Origin of the sequence: Paenibacillus salivarius, assembly GCF_051307165.1 — a bacterium.
Taxonomy (GTDB): domain Bacteria; phylum Bacillota; class Bacilli; order Paenibacillales; family Paenibacillaceae; genus Fontibacillus.
In genome coordinates this window covers 2,808,264-2,824,399 of record NZ_CP195592.1, presented here as the reverse complement: position 1 = coordinate 2,824,399, position 16,136 = coordinate 2,808,264, and the positions used below count along the sequence as shown (strand labels likewise).

General features: G+C 44.2%; 20 protein-coding genes and 1 pseudogene. 19 read left to right on the top strand and 2 right to left on the bottom strand.

Annotated elements, in window-relative coordinates:
* Positions 1–62 precede the first annotated feature (62 nt).
* From ACSFXJ_RS12860 to ACSFXJ_RS12810, 11 genes are all read left to right on the top strand, one after another.
* Positions 63–776 (top strand): ABC transporter ATP-binding protein, encoded by a 714-nt coding sequence (locus tag ACSFXJ_RS12860; RefSeq protein WP_435920758.1) that lies wholly within the window; start codon positions 63–65, stop codon positions 774–776.
* Positions 773–1,558 (top strand): ABC transporter permease, encoded by a 786-nt coding sequence (locus ACSFXJ_RS12855; protein ID WP_435920757.1) that lies wholly within the window; start codon positions 773–775, stop codon positions 1,556–1,558. Before ACSFXJ_RS12860 ends, ACSFXJ_RS12855 begins: the two co-directional genes overlap by 4 nt.
* Positions 1,555–2,313, top strand: a complete 759-nt coding sequence (locus ACSFXJ_RS12850) for an ABC transporter permease (protein ID WP_435920756.1) — start codon at positions 1,555–1,557, stop codon at positions 2,311–2,313. Before ACSFXJ_RS12855 ends, ACSFXJ_RS12850 begins: the two co-directional genes overlap by 4 nt.
* Before the next feature lie 317 nt (positions 2,314–2,630).
* On the top strand, positions 2,631–3,515 hold the full coding sequence (locus ACSFXJ_RS12845) for a YwqG family protein (protein WP_435925641.1): 885 nt from the start codon (positions 2,631–2,633) through the stop codon (positions 3,513–3,515).
* Positions 3,516–3,568: 53 nt separating this feature from the next.
* Positions 3,569–4,135, top strand: coding sequence for a hypothetical protein (locus ACSFXJ_RS12840; protein WP_435925640.1), 567 nt, complete (start codon positions 3,569–3,571; stop codon positions 4,133–4,135).
* Positions 4,136–4,201: 66 nt separating this feature from the next.
* Positions 4,202–4,675 (top strand): hypothetical protein, encoded by a 474-nt coding sequence (locus ACSFXJ_RS12835; protein WP_435925639.1) that lies wholly within the window; start codon positions 4,202–4,204, stop codon positions 4,673–4,675.
* Positions 4,676–4,688: 13 nt separating this feature from the next.
* Positions 4,689–5,582: an ADP-ribosylglycohydrolase family protein gene (locus ACSFXJ_RS12830; RefSeq protein ID WP_435925638.1), complete on the top strand. Its 894-nt coding sequence runs from the start codon at positions 4,689–4,691 to the stop codon at positions 5,580–5,582.
* Positions 5,579–6,058, top strand: coding sequence for a hypothetical protein (locus ACSFXJ_RS12825; RefSeq protein WP_435925637.1), 480 nt, complete (start codon positions 5,579–5,581; stop codon positions 6,056–6,058). Before ACSFXJ_RS12830 ends, ACSFXJ_RS12825 begins: the two co-directional genes overlap by 4 nt.
* A 26-nt stretch (positions 6,059–6,084) precedes the next feature.
* Positions 6,085–6,729 carry a hypothetical protein gene (locus tag ACSFXJ_RS12820; RefSeq protein ID WP_435925636.1) on the top strand — a complete coding sequence of 215 codons (645 nt, stop codon included), beginning with the start codon at positions 6,085–6,087 and terminating at the stop codon, positions 6,727–6,729.
* A gap of 43 nt (positions 6,730–6,772) precedes the next feature.
* Positions 6,773–7,000, top strand: coding sequence for a hypothetical protein (locus tag ACSFXJ_RS12815; RefSeq protein WP_435925635.1), 228 nt, complete (start codon positions 6,773–6,775; stop codon positions 6,998–7,000).
* Positions 7,001–7,261: 261 nt separating this feature from the next.
* Positions 7,262–9,472, top strand: a complete 2,211-nt coding sequence (locus ACSFXJ_RS12810; RefSeq protein WP_435925634.1) for a heavy metal translocating P-type ATPase — start codon at positions 7,262–7,264, stop codon at positions 9,470–9,472.
* A gap of 128 nt (positions 9,473–9,600) precedes the next feature.
* Here the strand turns inward: ACSFXJ_RS12810 and ACSFXJ_RS12805 are convergent, their stop codons facing one another.
* A complete protein-coding gene (locus tag ACSFXJ_RS12805; protein ID WP_435925633.1) occupies positions 9,601–9,972 on the bottom strand; it encodes an ArsR/SmtB family transcription factor in 372 nt (123 codons plus the stop codon).
* A gap of 305 nt (positions 9,973–10,277) precedes the next feature.
* Between ACSFXJ_RS12805 and ACSFXJ_RS12800 the strand changes: the two genes are divergently transcribed.
* The 5 genes from ACSFXJ_RS12800 to ACSFXJ_RS12780 all read left to right on the top strand — a co-directional run bounded on the left by ACSFXJ_RS12800 (position 10,278) and on the right by ACSFXJ_RS12780 (position 13,731).
* Positions 10,278–11,150, top strand: coding sequence for a cation diffusion facilitator family transporter (locus ACSFXJ_RS12800; protein ID WP_435925632.1), 873 nt, complete (start codon positions 10,278–10,280; stop codon positions 11,148–11,150).
* A gap of 78 nt (positions 11,151–11,228) precedes the next feature.
* Entirely contained in the window at positions 11,229–11,627 is a 399-nt protein-coding gene (locus ACSFXJ_RS12795) for a YkvA family protein (protein WP_435925631.1), read from the top strand.
* 273 nt (positions 11,628–11,900) lie between these two features.
* Positions 11,901–12,230 (top strand): CatA-like O-acetyltransferase, encoded by a 330-nt coding sequence (locus ACSFXJ_RS12790; RefSeq protein WP_435925630.1) that lies wholly within the window; start codon positions 11,901–11,903, stop codon positions 12,228–12,230.
* A gap of 291 nt (positions 12,231–12,521) precedes the next feature.
* A complete protein-coding gene (locus tag ACSFXJ_RS12785) occupies positions 12,522–13,169 on the top strand; it encodes a hypothetical protein (RefSeq protein WP_435925629.1) in 648 nt (215 codons plus the stop codon).
* A complete protein-coding gene (locus ACSFXJ_RS12780; RefSeq protein ID WP_435925628.1) occupies positions 13,150–13,731 on the top strand; it encodes a hypothetical protein in 582 nt (193 codons plus the stop codon). Before ACSFXJ_RS12785 ends, ACSFXJ_RS12780 begins: the two co-directional genes overlap by 20 nt.
* A 115-nt stretch (positions 13,732–13,846) precedes the next feature.
* On the opposite strand, the gene ACSFXJ_RS12775 is transcribed toward ACSFXJ_RS12780, so the two are convergent.
* The gene (locus ACSFXJ_RS12775) at positions 13,847–14,203 is read right to left on the bottom strand and encodes an MmcQ/YjbR family DNA-binding protein (RefSeq protein WP_435925627.1); all 357 of its coding nucleotides are present in this window, start codon (positions 14,201–14,203) and stop codon (positions 13,847–13,849) included.
* A gap of 231 nt (positions 14,204–14,434) precedes the next feature.
* Here ACSFXJ_RS12775 and ACSFXJ_RS12770 point away from each other — a divergent pair.
* The 3 genes and pseudogenes from ACSFXJ_RS12770 to rarD all read left to right on the top strand — a co-directional run.
* A pseudogene (locus ACSFXJ_RS12770) lies at positions 14,435–14,701 on the top strand (SRPBCC domain-containing protein); the annotation flags it as partial.
* Positions 14,702–14,799: 98 nt separating this feature from the next.
* The gene (locus ACSFXJ_RS12765; RefSeq protein WP_435925626.1) at positions 14,800–15,111 is read left to right on the top strand and encodes a hypothetical protein; all 312 of its coding nucleotides are present in this window, start codon (positions 14,800–14,802) and stop codon (positions 15,109–15,111) included.
* A 138-nt stretch (positions 15,112–15,249) separates the two neighbouring features.
* Positions 15,250–16,128: an EamA family transporter RarD gene (gene rarD, locus ACSFXJ_RS12760; protein WP_435925748.1), complete on the top strand. Its 879-nt coding sequence runs from the start codon at positions 15,250–15,252 to the stop codon at positions 16,126–16,128.
* The last annotated feature ends 8 nt before the right edge of the window (positions 16,129–16,136 follow it).

Here is a 16,136-nt window from a genome sequence, read left to right as displayed (position 1 = left end):
ATAAACGAGATGTAACTTTGCTTCTTTATAATTGGAACCATAACAGAAAGGGAGTGTTATGGTTGCTTGAAATTAATAACTTAGTCAAATACCGCGGATCGACGGAAATTTTATCGGGGATCAGTTTTAAAGCCAGACCCGGCAGAGTGACCGGTTTTTTAGGTCCAAACGGGGCAGGGAAAAGCTCTTCAATTCGCATTCTGCTTGGATTGGATCGTGCCACCTCTGGGAGTGCGCTCATTAATGGCAAGCCATTCGCTGAATTACATAACCCTCTAGTAACAATAGGTGCCGCATTGGATGGATCTGGAGCTCATCGTAGCCGAACAGGACGGGCCCATTTACGCTGGATGGCTCGTGCCGCAGGATTGCCTCGCTCACGTGTCGAGGAAGTTCTTGAAATCGTAGGTCTTGCTCATGCAGCGGGTCAAAGAGTGGGGAAATACTCCCTGGGCATGGGGAGAAGACTTGGAATAGCGGCTGCGCTGCTGGGTAATCCTCAGATATTGGTTCTAGATGAACCTGTGAACGGGCTCGACCCGGAAGGAATTCGCTGGATTCGGACTTTTTTACGTGAACGCGCCGAGTCCGGAAACACGGTGTTACTATCCAGCCATCTCATAGGCGAGCTTGCGGAGACGGTTGATGATGTCGTGATCATTAAGCAAGGAAAAATCGTTGCGGATGGAACATTGGAAGAGGTCATCGGTAAACACTCCTCGCTGGAGGAAGCCTTTTTTGCCCGGACTTCTGACAAAGCAGGTGTCGTCATATGAGAGCATTCAACGCGGAAATATCCAAATTGTTCTCCCTGCCGGGCATTTGGCTAGCCTTTCTCATTGGAGCATTAGCTCCAGCGTTTATAGCCCTCATGGACAGTATGGCTCAAAAAGAAGAGATCATCGCCGGAGTAAGCACACGGTTAGCGGAAGTCGGCTATATTGGATTGGCTCTTGGTGTACAAGGTGTCATTATTCTCGGTGTGCTTGCCGTCAGCAGTGAGTATTTGACAGAGAGCAGTGAATCCGGTGGGGGACAACAAATTTCAACAAGCTTAATGGTTGTTTCTTCAAGGCTTCATTTATTGCTGGCCAAAGCAGGCGCTGTGATAATGACCAGCATACTGCTTTGTATTGTTGCTATGATGACAACTTTGTTTGCCACGCGTCTTGTTCTTGGTGAATATACCCCTGCATTCGAATGGTCTAGACTGATCGGTGCAGTTTGTTACTGGGCATTCACTGGTCTTTTAGCATTTGGGATTACTGTTCTAACAAAGAGTTCCATTGTCCCACTTGCTGTGCTCATCATAAATTCATCCGTTGTATCATTTAGTGTGCTGCTTTATAAGGTTACAAAGTTGGCGTTTTACTTACCCGATCGGGCTGGCTTTGAAATGTTTATGTTTACGAGCGACAATTCAAACACTCCAACCACAGGCAGTTTATTCGACAGTTATTTTACTCCGTTCACAGGCGGCTTAGTCATGTTTGCCTGGGTAGCCGTTATTTTCATTGTTGCAGCTATTGTATTCCATAGGAGGGATGTTGCAGCATGAGTCTCCCTTCTAGTAAAAAGATAACTCTAATTCTTGGAGCTGAACTCAATAAATTAGTAACATTACCTTTGACGAGGCTCACCCTTTTGGGCTCATTCATTGTTAATTTCCTTTTAGCCGCAGCTTTTACTTCGGTCGGTCTGCAAGATGCAACAGGAACGCAAAGCATACTGGAAATAGGTCTTGCTCCTATGGGATATCTTCAAGCAGGGTTCATTATTCTGGGGATCTTGGCGGCTTGTTCGGAGTATACCGGCGGACAGATTCGAACGACTTTGATTACGATGCCTTGGCGCGGGCTTCAATTATCCACGAAGCATCTGGCATTGGCCGTCATAACCGTTCCGGCGGCTTTAATTATTGCTGCATCCGGTGTGCTTTATACTTATATAAGGATGAGAGACTCCGCAGCAGGGTTTGAAATAGACACCATGATAGAAGCAGTAGCAGGGGCGACAAGCTACCTTACATTAACAACCCTTCTCAGCGCGGCTACGGGAGCCTTATTCAGACGAACCACTACCGCTTTAGTGGTACTGCTTGGTTATTATTTCGTGGTCAGTCCTTTGATTAGAAACTTTCTGCCAAGGTTGACGCAGTATTTTCCGGATACGGCTGGAGCTTATATGTATATGCCGCCAATTCCAGACGAGACAAATGTCCTGACGCCGCTGCAAGGAACTGGCATTTTAATATCATGGACATTAATCTTTATTTCAGCAGCTATCGTATTTTACCGGAGGCGAGATGCCTGAAGAGCCGCGATTAACGCGACTCTTTTTGTTTTATTTCATGATTTGAGAAATGATGCCTGCTTAGGATATGATTAGAAATGACTCATCACTGCGCGGATCAGCGAAAGAGGAGAGATACATATGGATAAACCGTCTTATGCAAGGTACGTATTACTCGATTGCCTGCGATTACTGGATTTCTTATTATCTCCAATGGCATCGCTATGGATTAAAGGGAGATCCGTTCGCACCCTATTTTGAATTGTATCGATTAGGATACTCGGCGATCTTTGCGGAAAACAAATTATATATCGGTTCGTAAAAGGAGTGTGTATGAATTGCTAAGTGAAAATCATCTGAATAAACTTGAGCGGATCGTTAACGAATATCACTTTGAACATGCCATGGATTATTTTAAAGAGACTATCCGCCAGGGCATTCGCTTATCCAAAAATGAGATCGAAACCTACAACGAAACATGCCTTTCCCGTATAGGAGGCGATCCGGATTTGCCTGCTGACATTGAATGGCCGGTGAATTCTGAGGGCACTCCGATGACGTTCCTGGCCCAGCTCCGGTTAAATGAATTGGTACCTCATGATATATCGGCAAGGCTGCCTGCAAATGGCATGTTGTACTTTTTTGTAGGCGTGGACGAACCCGCATATGGAATCGAGCACAAGGTCATATATTTGCCGGAAAACAAGCTTCAGGCAGCTAAACGTTGCCCTTCGCCAAAAGAGACAGCGCTTGAGGGTGAGTTTACCGGTTATCGGGTAAGTGCCAGATCCACGATGGAACCTCCCAATTATGGTTATGTGGATTATGACCTCATAGAAGACGATGAGCATGATTATGAACTGTATGAGGAGCTGTGCTTCGAATTGAACGATGAGAATTCAAGCGATCTGGCAATGATGTTCGGTTACCCCTCAACCCAGCACGGAGATTGCGAATACGAAGCGGCACTTCATTTATTGACCGGCCAAGAGTATAACTACTCCATGGAATCTGCGTTAAAGACGATCACGGATCATTTCAAAGGAGATTCCGATCGAGCAAAGCAGGAAGTGCAGGATACGTTGTTATTGCTCGCGCTGGATTCCGATCAGGACGTGGGGTTCTGCTGGTGGGATGCCGGAGAATTACAGTTTTTCATTCGAAAAGAAGATCTGCTCGCAGGCAACTTCGCAAACACGTATTGCTCTCTATATTCGAGTTAAGGGGTCACCAGAGCGTAGCTTCCGGATAACAGCGGAAAAGAGAGGTTTACAACGTGATCTACAAATTTAACGAAGTACTGAATGATCTTATCAATTATTTCATACTCGGGGATATTTTGCGGCTGGAAAGCTGGAAACAGGCCAATTTTCTTTCAGATGATTTAGCAATGGAGTTTACAACAAACGAGAGCGGCGATCAGGTTGTGCTTGATGGTGTCATCCTTCCCATGGTAGGGATTGAAAACTATCCGTATACCATTATTTTTAATCTATCCGGGGATACCCCGGAATTGTTAAAAACAGATAGCCGTTTACAGTTCAGACGTGACGGCTATTCGCTTAAAGTTGAAAACAACATCCTCATGCTGTTTACTTGGCGAATATTAGAACAATTTACGAACGAAAGAGTCAACGCTTTACTTGATCATTACCGCCAATACAATAAGCCCATCATTGAAATTGAAAACGGCTGGTACAGCATAGAGATATTAGGCGGGGAAACTTTGCAGGATTCCTATTATGAACCCACCTTTGAGTTTGTTTTGCGAAAGACGGAAAGTAAGGGGTCAGCGGAATTTGATATCCATTCGGATTTTAGGATTGAAAGTTCCACCTACTAAAGCAGAGTTTCTCATCGGATTGGGGTGACTGTTTTGAAATACTTAAAAGATATACAGGAGCCTGGAATGGGAACCTGGTATTTTGAAATTGATAACGACGGTGTAGCTTATAGGCAGATGGTTTATCAGGATGACGGTATCTGTATCACATCGAATCGAAGACATGATCTCTATCATTTTATGCTGGCAGAACATCCTTTGGATGCGCAGGAACCTTATTACGATGAAATAAGCCAGGCGGAATTCGAGGAGCTTTGGCACGAGCAGCTTCAGCTCGGTATGGAAGATTGGCATCGAACCCAAAGTCTGTTTCCGGTTGGAATTCGGGTGGAAGGGTGCATAGAAGCCTTTTTTCCGCAAGGTACCTTGATTAACTTACTGGAGCCTCTTGCCGTTGGTATAACGGACACATCCGCTCTGAAATCGGAAACCCCTGCTGGGTTGATGTATCCGCGCTCTCGTGTGATTGCGGAAGTAGCCGGATACGATGAAGTGAATCAGTGGGTACTTCTTGCCCGTGCTGAAGTTATCGGAAGTTGAAGGAGGGATTGGAATGAACAATAAGTTACTGGATCGCATCAAAGGCGGGATGTATGGTGTCGCTGTAGGAGACGCTCTTGGCGGAACCACTGAGTTTATGAATGAGCGGGAGATTAAAGCCAAGTATGGCTATTTGACGGAAATCATCGGCGGCGGGGTATGGAACCTGGAACCGGGAGAAGTAACCGATGATACGATGATGACGCTTTGCGTAGCCAACGGAATCCTCGAAAACCCGGAGGATCTTAGGCAGGCGATCGGGCATTATTTTATGGAATGGTACCGATCACGGCCTAAAGATATAGGAAACATCATTCGCCATGTTTTTGAGAAATATCAAGGAGACTGGTTTGAAGCCGCTTTTATTGCTCACATGGACTTGGGACAAAGCGGCGGGAATGGCTCGCTCATGCGATGCCTGCCGGTGGCGCTGGCTTATGAGGATCTGGCTGATGTTGAACGAGTGACGACCATGCAGTCCAGAATGACGCATTATGATCCCAGGTGTACCGAAGTCTGCGTTATGTACAACCGAATCGCTCACCGTCTACTGCAGGGGGAGGATTTAAGACCATCTATCAAGGCTGAGGTTGCAAGAAGTGAATACGAGGAGCATTTAGAATCGCTGCCGGATTGTCCGCCAAGCGGTTTCATCGTACATACTTTTCGATGGGTGCTGCATATTCTGCTTCATACATCCAGTTTCGAAGAAGTCGTCCAGAAGGCGGCTAATCTAGGGGGAGACTCTGATACGATCGGCGCCATTGCCGGAGGGTTGGCAGGTATTTATTATGGCTATGAAGGAATTCCAGACCGATATGCTAATGCAATTCTCATTAAAGACAGACTTGACCAAACGATTTCGCAATTATATGAAATGAGAACTTCATTTGGGGGAGTATCATGAATATATCCACAAAGCAAAAAAAGTTAGAAGAATTGAGTGAGCTTAAATACGAAGTTCATATTGGCAGATCAAATGCAGTCAATTATCTCAACATTATGATCCTTAAGTTTATTGGGGAGTATGGATTCGGTTCGGCAGGTAATTCAGACGCAATTTATATGAGAGCCATGGGTGAAGCGGTCTTAGAGGCTTGGAATCCAGGCGGGCTAATCATAGATTTAAGTGAATTGTCTTACGAGTGGGGAGATCGACTGGAAGATGTATTTTATATTGGCAGCTACAAGTACAGAAATAAACCATTTCCGATAGCAGTAATTGTTGGGGATAAATCCGAGGAAGCGGTTAGAACCCTAATTGTAGGGATTAATAGTAGTAAAGCTTTAAATGAAATTGGTTGGATATTTAGGGACCTTTCGAGTGCTTGGGAATACGTAGAATCAAAATTAAAAGAGTATGATTTACAGAAACTGTTATAAACCGAATCTAAAGGAGTTATGACGCTATGTCTTTAGATCAACAACTTCACAAGGAATCGATGAAGTACCTGACGAATGCCCCCATTCGCGAGAATGATCCTAAGTTTATCTCCGCATTAGATAATGTAGATTATGAGTTTTTAACAACAGATGAAGCCAGTGTGATAGAACTGATGTATTTTAAATTGAAAAACAATGCAACGCGATATAAAATTCTGTATGGTCTAACCCGGTGCAATACATTGGAACTGAAAGAATTTTTTCAGAGTGCTTATAAAAAAGAACGATACTTGGATATGAGACTAACCGCAATTCGAGGATTAGCATATTATGCCTCAGAAGAAGAGATCGATAAGGTCATGAGTCATTTCCTTAAGATCTTGATAAAGAGGCCGGAGTCTACTCCCTATAATTACGAAGAGTATGAGTATTTAAGATCAAGCTTCGGACTGCCTTTCCTTATTAAAAAGTACGGTTATCCCTGTTTTGAAAAGGTACTTCAACAAGTCGAGAAACAATATCAGGCTATGCCGGATGCATTCAAGGGGCATTTTACCGTTGATGAAGACGGAAAGATAGTTCTGCTCAGAAGTCCAAAAGAAAAGAAACAAATGATGGATCGCTTTTATGCATCACGGAACGGGAAAAAGCCGATAAGTCAAAAGAGGTAATCGTATTGGAATCCGTTACTAAAATGACTGGAGAGTTGAATTAATGAACAATACCAAAATTATTTGGGGGATAGTATTACTAGCATTGAGTTTGTTTCTTAAGCCCATATTGGCGATTGTGGGGCTGGATGAAAGTTTGTTCGGCTTGCATTTACAAGGTGAAACTGTGTTTTCATTGAGTCCATTCTTAGTTCGGATTATTCTGGCGGTAATTGGGATTATCATGCTTATCATCGGCGGGATGCGAGTTGTAAAGCAGAAGAATAAATAGTTGAAAGAAAGATAGAGAGTGGACAAGAAAGTCCCAAAAAGCCTGCGTCCAACGCGGGTTTTCTGTTTTATGGGACCAAGTTCTTGTCTTTTTCTTTGGCAAGATCTTGGTGCTATTGCTGATTAAATATTCATCTAAATGGGTAGAAAAACGAGTGTATGCCCGTTTGTTTCCCTTTGTTGACAGCATGAAGAATTTAGGAATATATTATATATGAACAGATGTTCATGTATGTATCACAATGAAGGGATGCGACAAAATATGGAGACCAGTATTCCTGCGGTTAAGCGAAAATTAGTACTGGAGGGTTTGGACTGTGCAAACTGTGCTTTGAAGATCGAGAACGGCGTCCAAAAGATGGAGGGAGTATCCGCTTGTTCGGTGAATTATGCAAATAAAACATTAACCATGGAGATTGCTTCGGAACGTCCGGATGATATTCTCGAGCAAACAAAGAAAAAAATACGTAAGCTTGAGCCAGGTATAAAAATTTTGGAATCCGGAGAAGCGGGAAGCAAAAAAAGGGGGCACTCCTATCATCATCACGCCCATAATCATGATCATGTTGCCGAGGCAGCAGATGATGGACACGGACATTCCCATGATCATGGGGCCCAGAGCATTAAAATCATGGTCGGTAGGCTGATTGCCGGCCTTGCTATCGGCGCTGTGGCGTTCGCGCTATCTCTGAGCCGGGAACTTGAACTCATCCTGTTTATTGCATCTTATCTTATCGTTGGCGGAGATATTGTTTTCAAGGCATTGAAAAATATCGTACGGGGGCAGGTGTTCGACGAATACTTCCTCATGTCGATCGCGACGGTCGGCGCTTTTGTGATCGGCGAGTATCCCGAAGGCGTGGCTGTGATGTTCTTTTACCAGATTGGGGAACTGTTCCAAAGCATTGCAGTCAACCGGTCGCGAAAATCGATCGGTGCGCTGATGGATATCCGGCCGGACTTTGCCAATTTAAAAACAAGCACGGAAATCAAACGCGTAAATCCTGAGGAAGTGCGGATTGGCGATTTGATTGTCGTCCGGCCCGGTGAAAAAGTACCTCTTGACGGTAAAGTCATCGAAGGGACTTCGGCCATGGATACCTCGGCGTTGACAGGTGAGTCCGTGCCACGCGAAGTGGCCGCGGGCGACGATGTGCTGAGCGGGTTCATCAATAAAAACGGCGTTCTGACTGTTGAAGTCTCTAAAGGATTCGGAGAGTCGACAGTTGCGAAAATTTTGGATTTGGTGGAAAACGCGAGCAGTAAAAAGGCGCCGACGGAAAACTTTATTACGAAGTTTGCACGTTACTATACGCCTTTTGTCGTTATCGTCGCTGTTTTGCTGGCTGTTTTACCTCCGCTGCTCTTCAGTGGAGCGACTTTTTCGGAGTGGGTGTACCGGGCATTAGTGTTCTTGGTCATTTCTTGTCCTTGCGCATTAGTGGTTTCGATTCCGCTCGGCTTCTTCGGCGGGATCGGGGCTTCCTCGAAGCACGGTGTCCTGGTTAAAGGAAGCAATTATTTGGAAGCGCTGAATGACGTCAAATATGTAGTATTTGATAAAACGGGAACGCTGACCAAAGGCGCATTTAAAGTAACCGGCATTCATCCGCAAAACGGATGGACCGAACAAGCGTTGTTGTGCCAGGCCGCTTTTGCCGAAATGCACTCAACCCACCCTATTGCAGAGTCTATTAAGGAAGCATATGGGCAGGAATTAAATGAAGCATTGCTTTCGGATTACAACGAAATATCAGGACACGGTATACAAGTTATTTTCGAGGGCAAGGAAGTACTGGCTGGGAACGCAAAGCTCATGAAGCGGGAACATGTCGATTTCACAACGCCAACCGAACTGGGAACCATCGTGCATATTGCGGTCGACAAACAATACGCCGGTTATTTGGTTATTGCCGACGAGGTCAAAGAGGACTCGGCGAAAGCGATCCGTTCATTAAAAAGCCTTGGCGTGAAAAAGATTGTTATGCTGACGGGCGACATCAAGGCAGTAGGCGAAGCGGTCGGTAAAAAGTTAGGCGTGGACGAAGTTCGGTCCGAACTGTTACCCCAGCATAAGGTAGAAGAGTTAGAGAAGATCGACCGCCTAAAATCGAGTAAAGAGAAGATCGTGTTCGTCGGTGACGGCATCAACGACACGCCGGTATTGGCCAGAGCGGACGTTGGTGTGGCCATGGGGGGACTCGGGTCCGATGCTGCCATTGAAGCCGCGGATATTGTAATCATGACCGACGAGCCTTCCAAGCTGGCTTCCGCAATCCGGATTGCGAAGAGAACCCGGCGTATCGTATGGCAGAATATCCTTTTCGCGCTGCTCGTCAAAGCCATCTTCCTACTTCTCGGCGCATTCGGGATTGCGACAATGTGGGAAGCCGTGTTCTCGGATGTGGGCGTCACGCTGCTCGCCGTGTTGAATGCCATGCGAGTGCTGAAGATCAAACCTAACTTGGGTTAAGGAAAGCGATCATTCGATTAAGCATCTTAATGTATACGTGAGAAGGAAGGGACAATGAAACAAGGACTGTCCGCAAGCCATTGAAAAATGGCGAGGGGCAGTCCTTATGATTTGCGGCACAAGTTACATCATCCATGATTGGTGTGCTGGAGAGTTTGGAGGAAGATTTGTTCGATATGCGCGTCGTCGAGTGAATAATAGACCGTTTTTCCAACCTTGCGGCGTTTAACGATTCTGAGGTTGCGCAATAATCGTAGCTGGTGCGAAACGGCCGATTGCCCCATTTCGAGAAGCACGGTTAGGTCGTGTACGCAGAGCTCTCTTTTTAGCAGGGCGCTGATGATTTTGACACGAGTCGGGTCACTGAAAGCCTTGAACCAGTCGGCAAATTGAACCGCTGCCTGGTTATCGATAAGTTCTGCCTTAATAGCATCTAAATCCGCTGTTGAACCCGCGCAGTTCGTATCACATTCTTCAGCCCCATTTATGGAACGTGTCATGGACGATCACCCTTCTATTAGGCGTTAACAAGGTTATACCAATAAAGATTGGTTAAACGAAATCATTACAATTAAGCAACTATAGTCATCACAATAACATATAAAGTTACGACAAGCAAGACACTGAGCGAAGAGCAAGATGCTTTTCTGGAGTTGTTTTGTTTTAAGGAAACTTTTTTCACTCAAACCTAGTTAGTTTAACAAATGAAATTTAGTAGTATGATTGAAACAACGTTTTCACTTGAGAGATACCTGTTAACATAACTCAATGACCCATTTACCAACACAATAAGGGGGACCATGAGTTGGATCAACTGAAATATGACAATTTAAAAATGGGGGAAAGAGGAGCTATTGTAAGTATCGTGGCTTACATCATCCTATCTGCTCTCAAACTACTTATAGGCTATACTGCAGATTCGGAGGCATTAAGAGCCGATGGTCTGAACAACGCAACGGATATCGTTGCATCTATTGCGGTCTTAATCGGGATGCGCCTGTCCCGCCGGCCCGCAGATAGCGATCATACTTACGGGCACTGGAAAGCGGAATCCGTCGCATCGTTAATTGCCTCAATTATTATGTTAGCCGTTGGTTTACAGGTTTTATATGGAGCAGTGACTTCTATTTTCGGGGGAGATAAACAGTCTCCGGACTTAATGGCCTCGTACACGGGCGTTTTTTGTGCTATTGTGATGTATTTTGTATACCGATACAATAAAAAGCTTGCTTTAAAAGTAAGAAGCCAGGCGCTGATGGCTGCTGCAAAGGATAATATTTCTGACGCTTGGGTAAGTATCGGTACTGTTGTAGGGATCGTTGGATCGCAATTCGGAATGCCCTGGATCGACCCATTAACAGCCGTGATCGTCGGCGTACTGATTTGTAAGACGGGATGGGAAATATTCCGGGAGGCTTCACACCATCTGACTGATGGATTTGATGAGGAAAAAATACTAGAATACAAAGAAACAATTACAACGGTTAACGGGGTAAAAGGGATTAAAGATATACGAGCCAGATACTATGGAAGTAGTGTTAGCGTGGATATCGTACTTTTCGTGGAGCCCAATTTAGACTTAATAGATGCACATGACATTTCATCAAATGTTGAAAGAGAGCTGAAGCAGTCAAACGAAATCGGTGATGTTCATGTTCACGTGGAACCGCTCATTTAAGAGCACACTATATCGGACAAGGGCTTATAAGATATCAATGTAGAAACACCAACTTGAATACGGGTGGGTTTTCAACCAATGGAGCAAACAAAGAGGCTTGAAAAACTGAAAAAGAAAGCTAGAGAAATTAAGCAAAATGTTTTCATATTGTACTTGGCCTATAAGCATCCACAACTTCCATGGTATGCAAAACTAGTTTCTGTCCTAGTAGTGGCCTATGCATTCAGCCCAGTTGATTTAATTCCCGACTTCATTCCGGTGTTAGGATACCTGGATGATATAATAATTGTTCCTCTTGGAATAACTCTTGCTCTTAAAATGATCCCACGATCCATAATTGAAGAGTGTAGGGAACAAGCAGAAGAGATTAGAAAGAATGGCAAGCCGAAAAATTGGATAATGGGTGCTTTATTCATACTAATTTGGGTGATCGTTTTGATTTGGTTTAGTTACCTTTTCTACAAATTATTTGTTTAGTATTATGTATGATTGCATGAGTGCGTACGGGCTGATGTGGTCAAGTATAATAGTGGAGGCGAATTCAATATGTCAGATAACTCATACAAAATCATCGATACGTCTACTTGGAAGAGAAAACTTCATTGCGAGATTTTCAGGAATGCACTCCAACCACAATTAATGTGTGTCTAGAACTGGACATTACCAACTTTATAAAAAAGGTAAAGGAGAACAAATGGCCGTTTTCATTAGCCTTTATACATACTGTAACAAAGTGCGCCAATGATATAAATGTTTGATGACATAAAAGAATATATTAAAATTGCAAAAGAAACCATCGCAAATCAAAAGGAGTATATTACAGGTCCGGTTGCAAACGATGTATACCAATTTTCATCTTTACCTTGGATCCAATTTACACATTTTTCGCATACCCTTGCGGGGAAAAGCGATAAATCCAATCCTATGTTTGATTGGGGAAAATTCTACGAGAAAGACGGAAAAGTTTTGCTACCATTTTCTATTCAAGTGCATCACTCTTTTATAGATGGCTTTCATGTAGGGAAACTTGTTGAGCATTTACAGAAACATTTATATGAGGAGGTAACGACTCATGGATAACAAAATTCCTGATATCAATACATTTGACACACTTTTAATAACCGTTAAGTTGTTACTGGTAGCGGACATTTCCATTTCTTCCGGAGTTGTGAAGTAGAATACCTGTGGTCGTACATATTGAAAACGACTTTTATCTAATATGCCTTCGAGTTTTGTTGCATCACCAAATTGAGCTTTAATATTCTTCAAGCATCTATAGGTTCGTAAAGCATGTTTCATACCTTATGAGTCGCACCACAACATTTTGCAACATATTCGTCTATATTAAAAATGGAAAGTGGTGATCGCGTCGTGAGACGAATTATTACGAAAATTTTGATTTGTGCCGGGTTGCTTGCTACTGTCGTGCTTCCGGTACAGGTTGGCTATGCTCAGGCATCGATATCTGAACTGCCGATCGATGAAAGTGACGCGGCCGTGTTTCAAGTGATACCTCATAAAATATCTGCAAAATTGAACAAGTCAACCATCACATTGGATACGAAGTCCATAAAAGCTTCTCCGCTGCTTATGAAGAACGGCAACCTCTACTTACCGATCAAGTGGTTAGAGCTAGCGGATGTTGGAAGGATCATGAAAAGCACCAAAACGAATAGTTATTGGGTCGATTTTAAACCAGAACATCCAACTTACTTTTCAGTCGTTCATTTCAAGCCTGGCAGCTCCAAACTATATACTGAATCAAACGGAAAACTTGAATTGTTCGATGGTGCGGCAACAATTTTGCCACCGTTTATGAAAAACAATACGCTGTATATTCCCGTTTCAATGTTGCCCCGGATGGCGATCAACTTTAAATGGAACCAGGGCACTTTGAAGTTAACATGGAATGAAATGTCAGCGAAGGTCCTGCACCCTGTCTATACGACAGAGGAGGGGCGAATTACGTTCAGTTCATTGGTTCAAAGACGTTCATTTAATGCAACGCTCGGGTCCTGACGGAATGTTAGCCGTTCCGGATAGTAAAGGGTCAAAGACCAACGACAAGCCGATCAAAATCGGAAACCATGAATTTAATCGGTTTGAGTTTTCCGTGGATCTCCGTCCAGGACCGAATCCGCTGCAGATAAGTTCCAGTGACAATCCATCTGCAGACATCATCGTCAATCGGATCGTTAAAGATCCATCCTTGATTCCTGTCCGATATACCCATGATACGTATGCGAATAATCTCGTGTTTAATAAACCAACACAAGGCTACCTTCGGGTGCCGGCTGGAGAAGCCATAGAAATTAGCGGGTCTGTCAATACGGATTATATCCTGAGTCTCGGTTTGGAAGTGATGAAGTTTCATAATGGAGACTATCAAACAAGCGGCAACCGATCAGTCGTTCAGATGAGTGAGAATAAAGAGTTTAGCGGGTCGATCGCGATCCATGAGCCTGGAAGTTATTTGATTAACATACTGAATCTGAACGTATTCGTAGGGGGAGAGTCGTCGCCGTACAGTTCAGAGAAATGGGCGGAGATCGTGGTTGAGGTACTGCCGAAAGGCAAGTAGAGGGAAGAGCTAATAGTATACGTATGCATGCAGGGCTATCCATCGTGGATAGCTCTTTTATTTTAAAGATTACACTAGGCTTAATGCCGCTATTATCCATTTAACAATTTGCATTTTATTTTGTTAATTCGTAACTCGAATTTATTAAATCGAAAATTTCACCTTTAGGAAAAGGACTATCCAAAACAATTGTAATCCAATGTTCCTTATTCATATGGTATGCGGGCAAAATGCCTTGTTGACCTCTTAATAAACCAGTTAATTCTGGATGGACCTTTAAGTTAATGATATCAACTCTTCCTTCCCTTGATAAACCTAATTTGACTCTTGGCACATTCATAATCACTCCATACCACTTGCCACCGCGAAGATGTCTTAAAACCGCATAATCTGGATACTTGACCCACGGATAGTCCGGCTCTGAATCAAATTTTTCCTTTACATATAAGAAAATTTCTTCTCTATTTATCATAAAAAATTACCTCCGGAAACTCTGTTGTCAATATCCTCATCTGATCACCAACCGGAACGTCAGTTCCTATCATTAAGATATCATGATTTCGGACAAGTAACAAACGTAGCGTTGAACAGATTGGATCATATACCGTTTGTACGGTAGCTAAGATTCTTTTTATTTTACGGCTTCACGAGCACGTTCCACGAATTCGACTTCCGTGAAGGCGGCTTCTGGCGCTTTACCTTTCACGGACCGGACGGTAAGGATTATCCGAACGAGAACAAATTCATCGAGATCGAGCCGGGGAAGCGAATCGTACTGGAGCACCAAGGCGCTCCTGAGTTCAGGTTGACGGCGACATTTACCGCTAAGGCTGGTCGGGCGCGTGTAACATTCCGTCAACAATTTAAAGACGAGAACATATTCGAGAAAGTAAAATCATTTTGTCCGGCAAGCAACGAGCAGAACCTGGACCGTCTTCAGGCTGTGCTAGAGAGTCAGAGCAAAATGTAATTAAAAACTAACGGCCTTGAATTCTCATCATTTGACTGGGATTTTTTGTTTACGTTAGAATAGTCAAAGTCAGTAGGCAAAAATCCGAGGTGATAGGCGTGAGTATTTTAAGATATAGTTATCCCACGATGTTAAAAAGAAGCAAAAGCTTGTCTTATCGACAGCAAGTTACTTTAATGACAACGGTACTAATGAATTTTTTAGTAGAGCACGAGTTAATTGTTATAGAACCTTTCCATGAGAATGGTTCGCTCAAGGAAGACCTGGAACTGCGGAGCACGGATTTAACCGATTTAGGAAATGTATTCTTCAAAGAAGTTTTCCCAAAATGGTCTGCGTATATTGATCGCGGTGGAGATATTCAAAAAACAACCATTCTATTAAAGGGATTGAACAAGTTGCAAATATAAATCTTCTAAGTAATGCGCATGCCACTTCATTAAGCTAACAGACAGTTTACTTGAGCTAAAATACTAATCTCTTTACTAAAACGATAATCAAGGCGTATAATCCGTTAAGACATCAGAGTGAGAAGAGGGAAATTGATTATGAACAACGGGTTAGTCAATGCGATTATCGCGTATATCATGTGGGGAGTTCTCCCGCTTTATTGGAAGTTGTTTAACGATGTGCCGGCAGGCGAGATTTTGTCACATCGGGTTGTTTGGTCGTTCGTCTTTGTGGGTATTCTCGTCGCAATCCAGCGTCGCTGGGGTGACATCAAGCGAATTGCGGCTAGCCGCTCGCTCCTGCTTTCGCTCACCGCTAGCGGACTGCTGATCGCTGCGAACTGGCTCATCTTCATCTGGGCGGTCAACAACGACCATGTCGTCGAGACAAGTCTCGGCTATTATTTGAACCCGTTGCTGAACGTACTGCTTGCGGTGGTCTTCCTTCGTGAGAAGCCAAACCGTGGCCAGTGGCTCGCGATTGCCATCGCTGGCGCCGCGGTGCTCATCATCGCCATCGACTATGGACGGTTCCCATGGATCTCAATTTCACTGGCCGCGACGTTTGGCTTGTACGGCCTCGCGAAGAAGAAGATCGTGCAAGACGCTTCTGTAGGCTTGTTTTCGGAGACGGCTGTAATCCTGCCCGTCGCGATTGGCTACTGGATCTATTTGGCCGCCGCAGGAAAGACGACGGCATGGACGCTGCCTGCGGCTACATTCGTCGAACTGCTTCTTTCCGGCGTGGTAACAGCGCTGCCGCTGCTCTTCTTTGCACGGGCAGCCTCCCGGATGTCGCTGTCCACGCTCGGCTTCGTACAATACATCGGGCCGACGATCATGCTGTTCCTGAGTGTATTCGTGTTCAAGGAATCGGTTTCGTCGGTTTTGCTTATCGGCTTCGCGCTCATCTGGACAGCGCTCGTTGTTTACGCAACGGCATCGGTTCGCGGCACTAAACTTGCGAAGGCGAGCTGACGGCATAC

Bases quoted from the DNA above. Each gene is read 5' to 3' on its own strand.
- ACSFXJ_RS12855 (WP_435920757.1), top strand. From the start codon at position 773: ATGAGAGCATTCAACGCGGAAATATCCAAATTGTTCTCCCTGCCGGGC.
- ACSFXJ_RS12850 (WP_435920756.1), top strand. From the start codon at position 1,555: ATGAGTCTCCCTTCTAGTAAAAAGATAACTCTAATTCTTGGAGCTGAA.
- ACSFXJ_RS12835 (WP_435925639.1), top strand. From the start codon at position 4,202: ATGGGAACCTGGTATTTTGAAATTGATAACGACGGTGTAGCTTATAGG.
- ACSFXJ_RS12830 (WP_435925638.1), top strand. From the start codon at position 4,689: ATGAACAATAAGTTACTGGATCGCATCAAAGGCGGGATGTATGGTGTC.
- ACSFXJ_RS12825 (WP_435925637.1), top strand. From the start codon at position 5,579: ATGAATATATCCACAAAGCAAAAAAAGTTAGAAGAATTGAGTGAGCTT.
- ACSFXJ_RS12820 (WP_435925636.1), top strand. From the start codon at position 6,085: ATGTCTTTAGATCAACAACTTCACAAGGAATCGATGAAGTACCTGACG.
- ACSFXJ_RS12815 (WP_435925635.1), top strand. From the start codon at position 6,773: ATGAACAATACCAAAATTATTTGGGGGATAGTATTACTAGCATTGAGT.
- ACSFXJ_RS12810 (WP_435925634.1), top strand. From the start codon at position 7,262: ATGGAGACCAGTATTCCTGCGGTTAAGCGAAAATTAGTACTGGAGGGT.
- ACSFXJ_RS12805 (WP_435925633.1), bottom strand. From the start codon at position 9,972: ATGACACGTTCCATAAATGGGGCTGAAGAATGTGATACGAACTGCGCG.
- ACSFXJ_RS12795 (WP_435925631.1), top strand. From the start codon at position 11,229: ATGGAGCAAACAAAGAGGCTTGAAAAACTGAAAAAGAAAGCTAGAGAA.
- ACSFXJ_RS12790 (WP_435925630.1), top strand. From the start codon at position 11,901: ATGTTTGATGACATAAAAGAATATATTAAAATTGCAAAAGAAACCATC.
- ACSFXJ_RS12780 (WP_435925628.1), top strand. From the start codon at position 13,150: ATGCAACGCTCGGGTCCTGACGGAATGTTAGCCGTTCCGGATAGTAAA.
- ACSFXJ_RS12775 (WP_435925627.1), bottom strand. From the start codon at position 14,203: ATGATAAATAGAGAAGAAATTTTCTTATATGTAAAGGAAAAATTTGAT.
- rarD (WP_435925748.1), top strand. From the start codon at position 15,250: ATGAACAACGGGTTAGTCAATGCGATTATCGCGTATATCATGTGGGGA.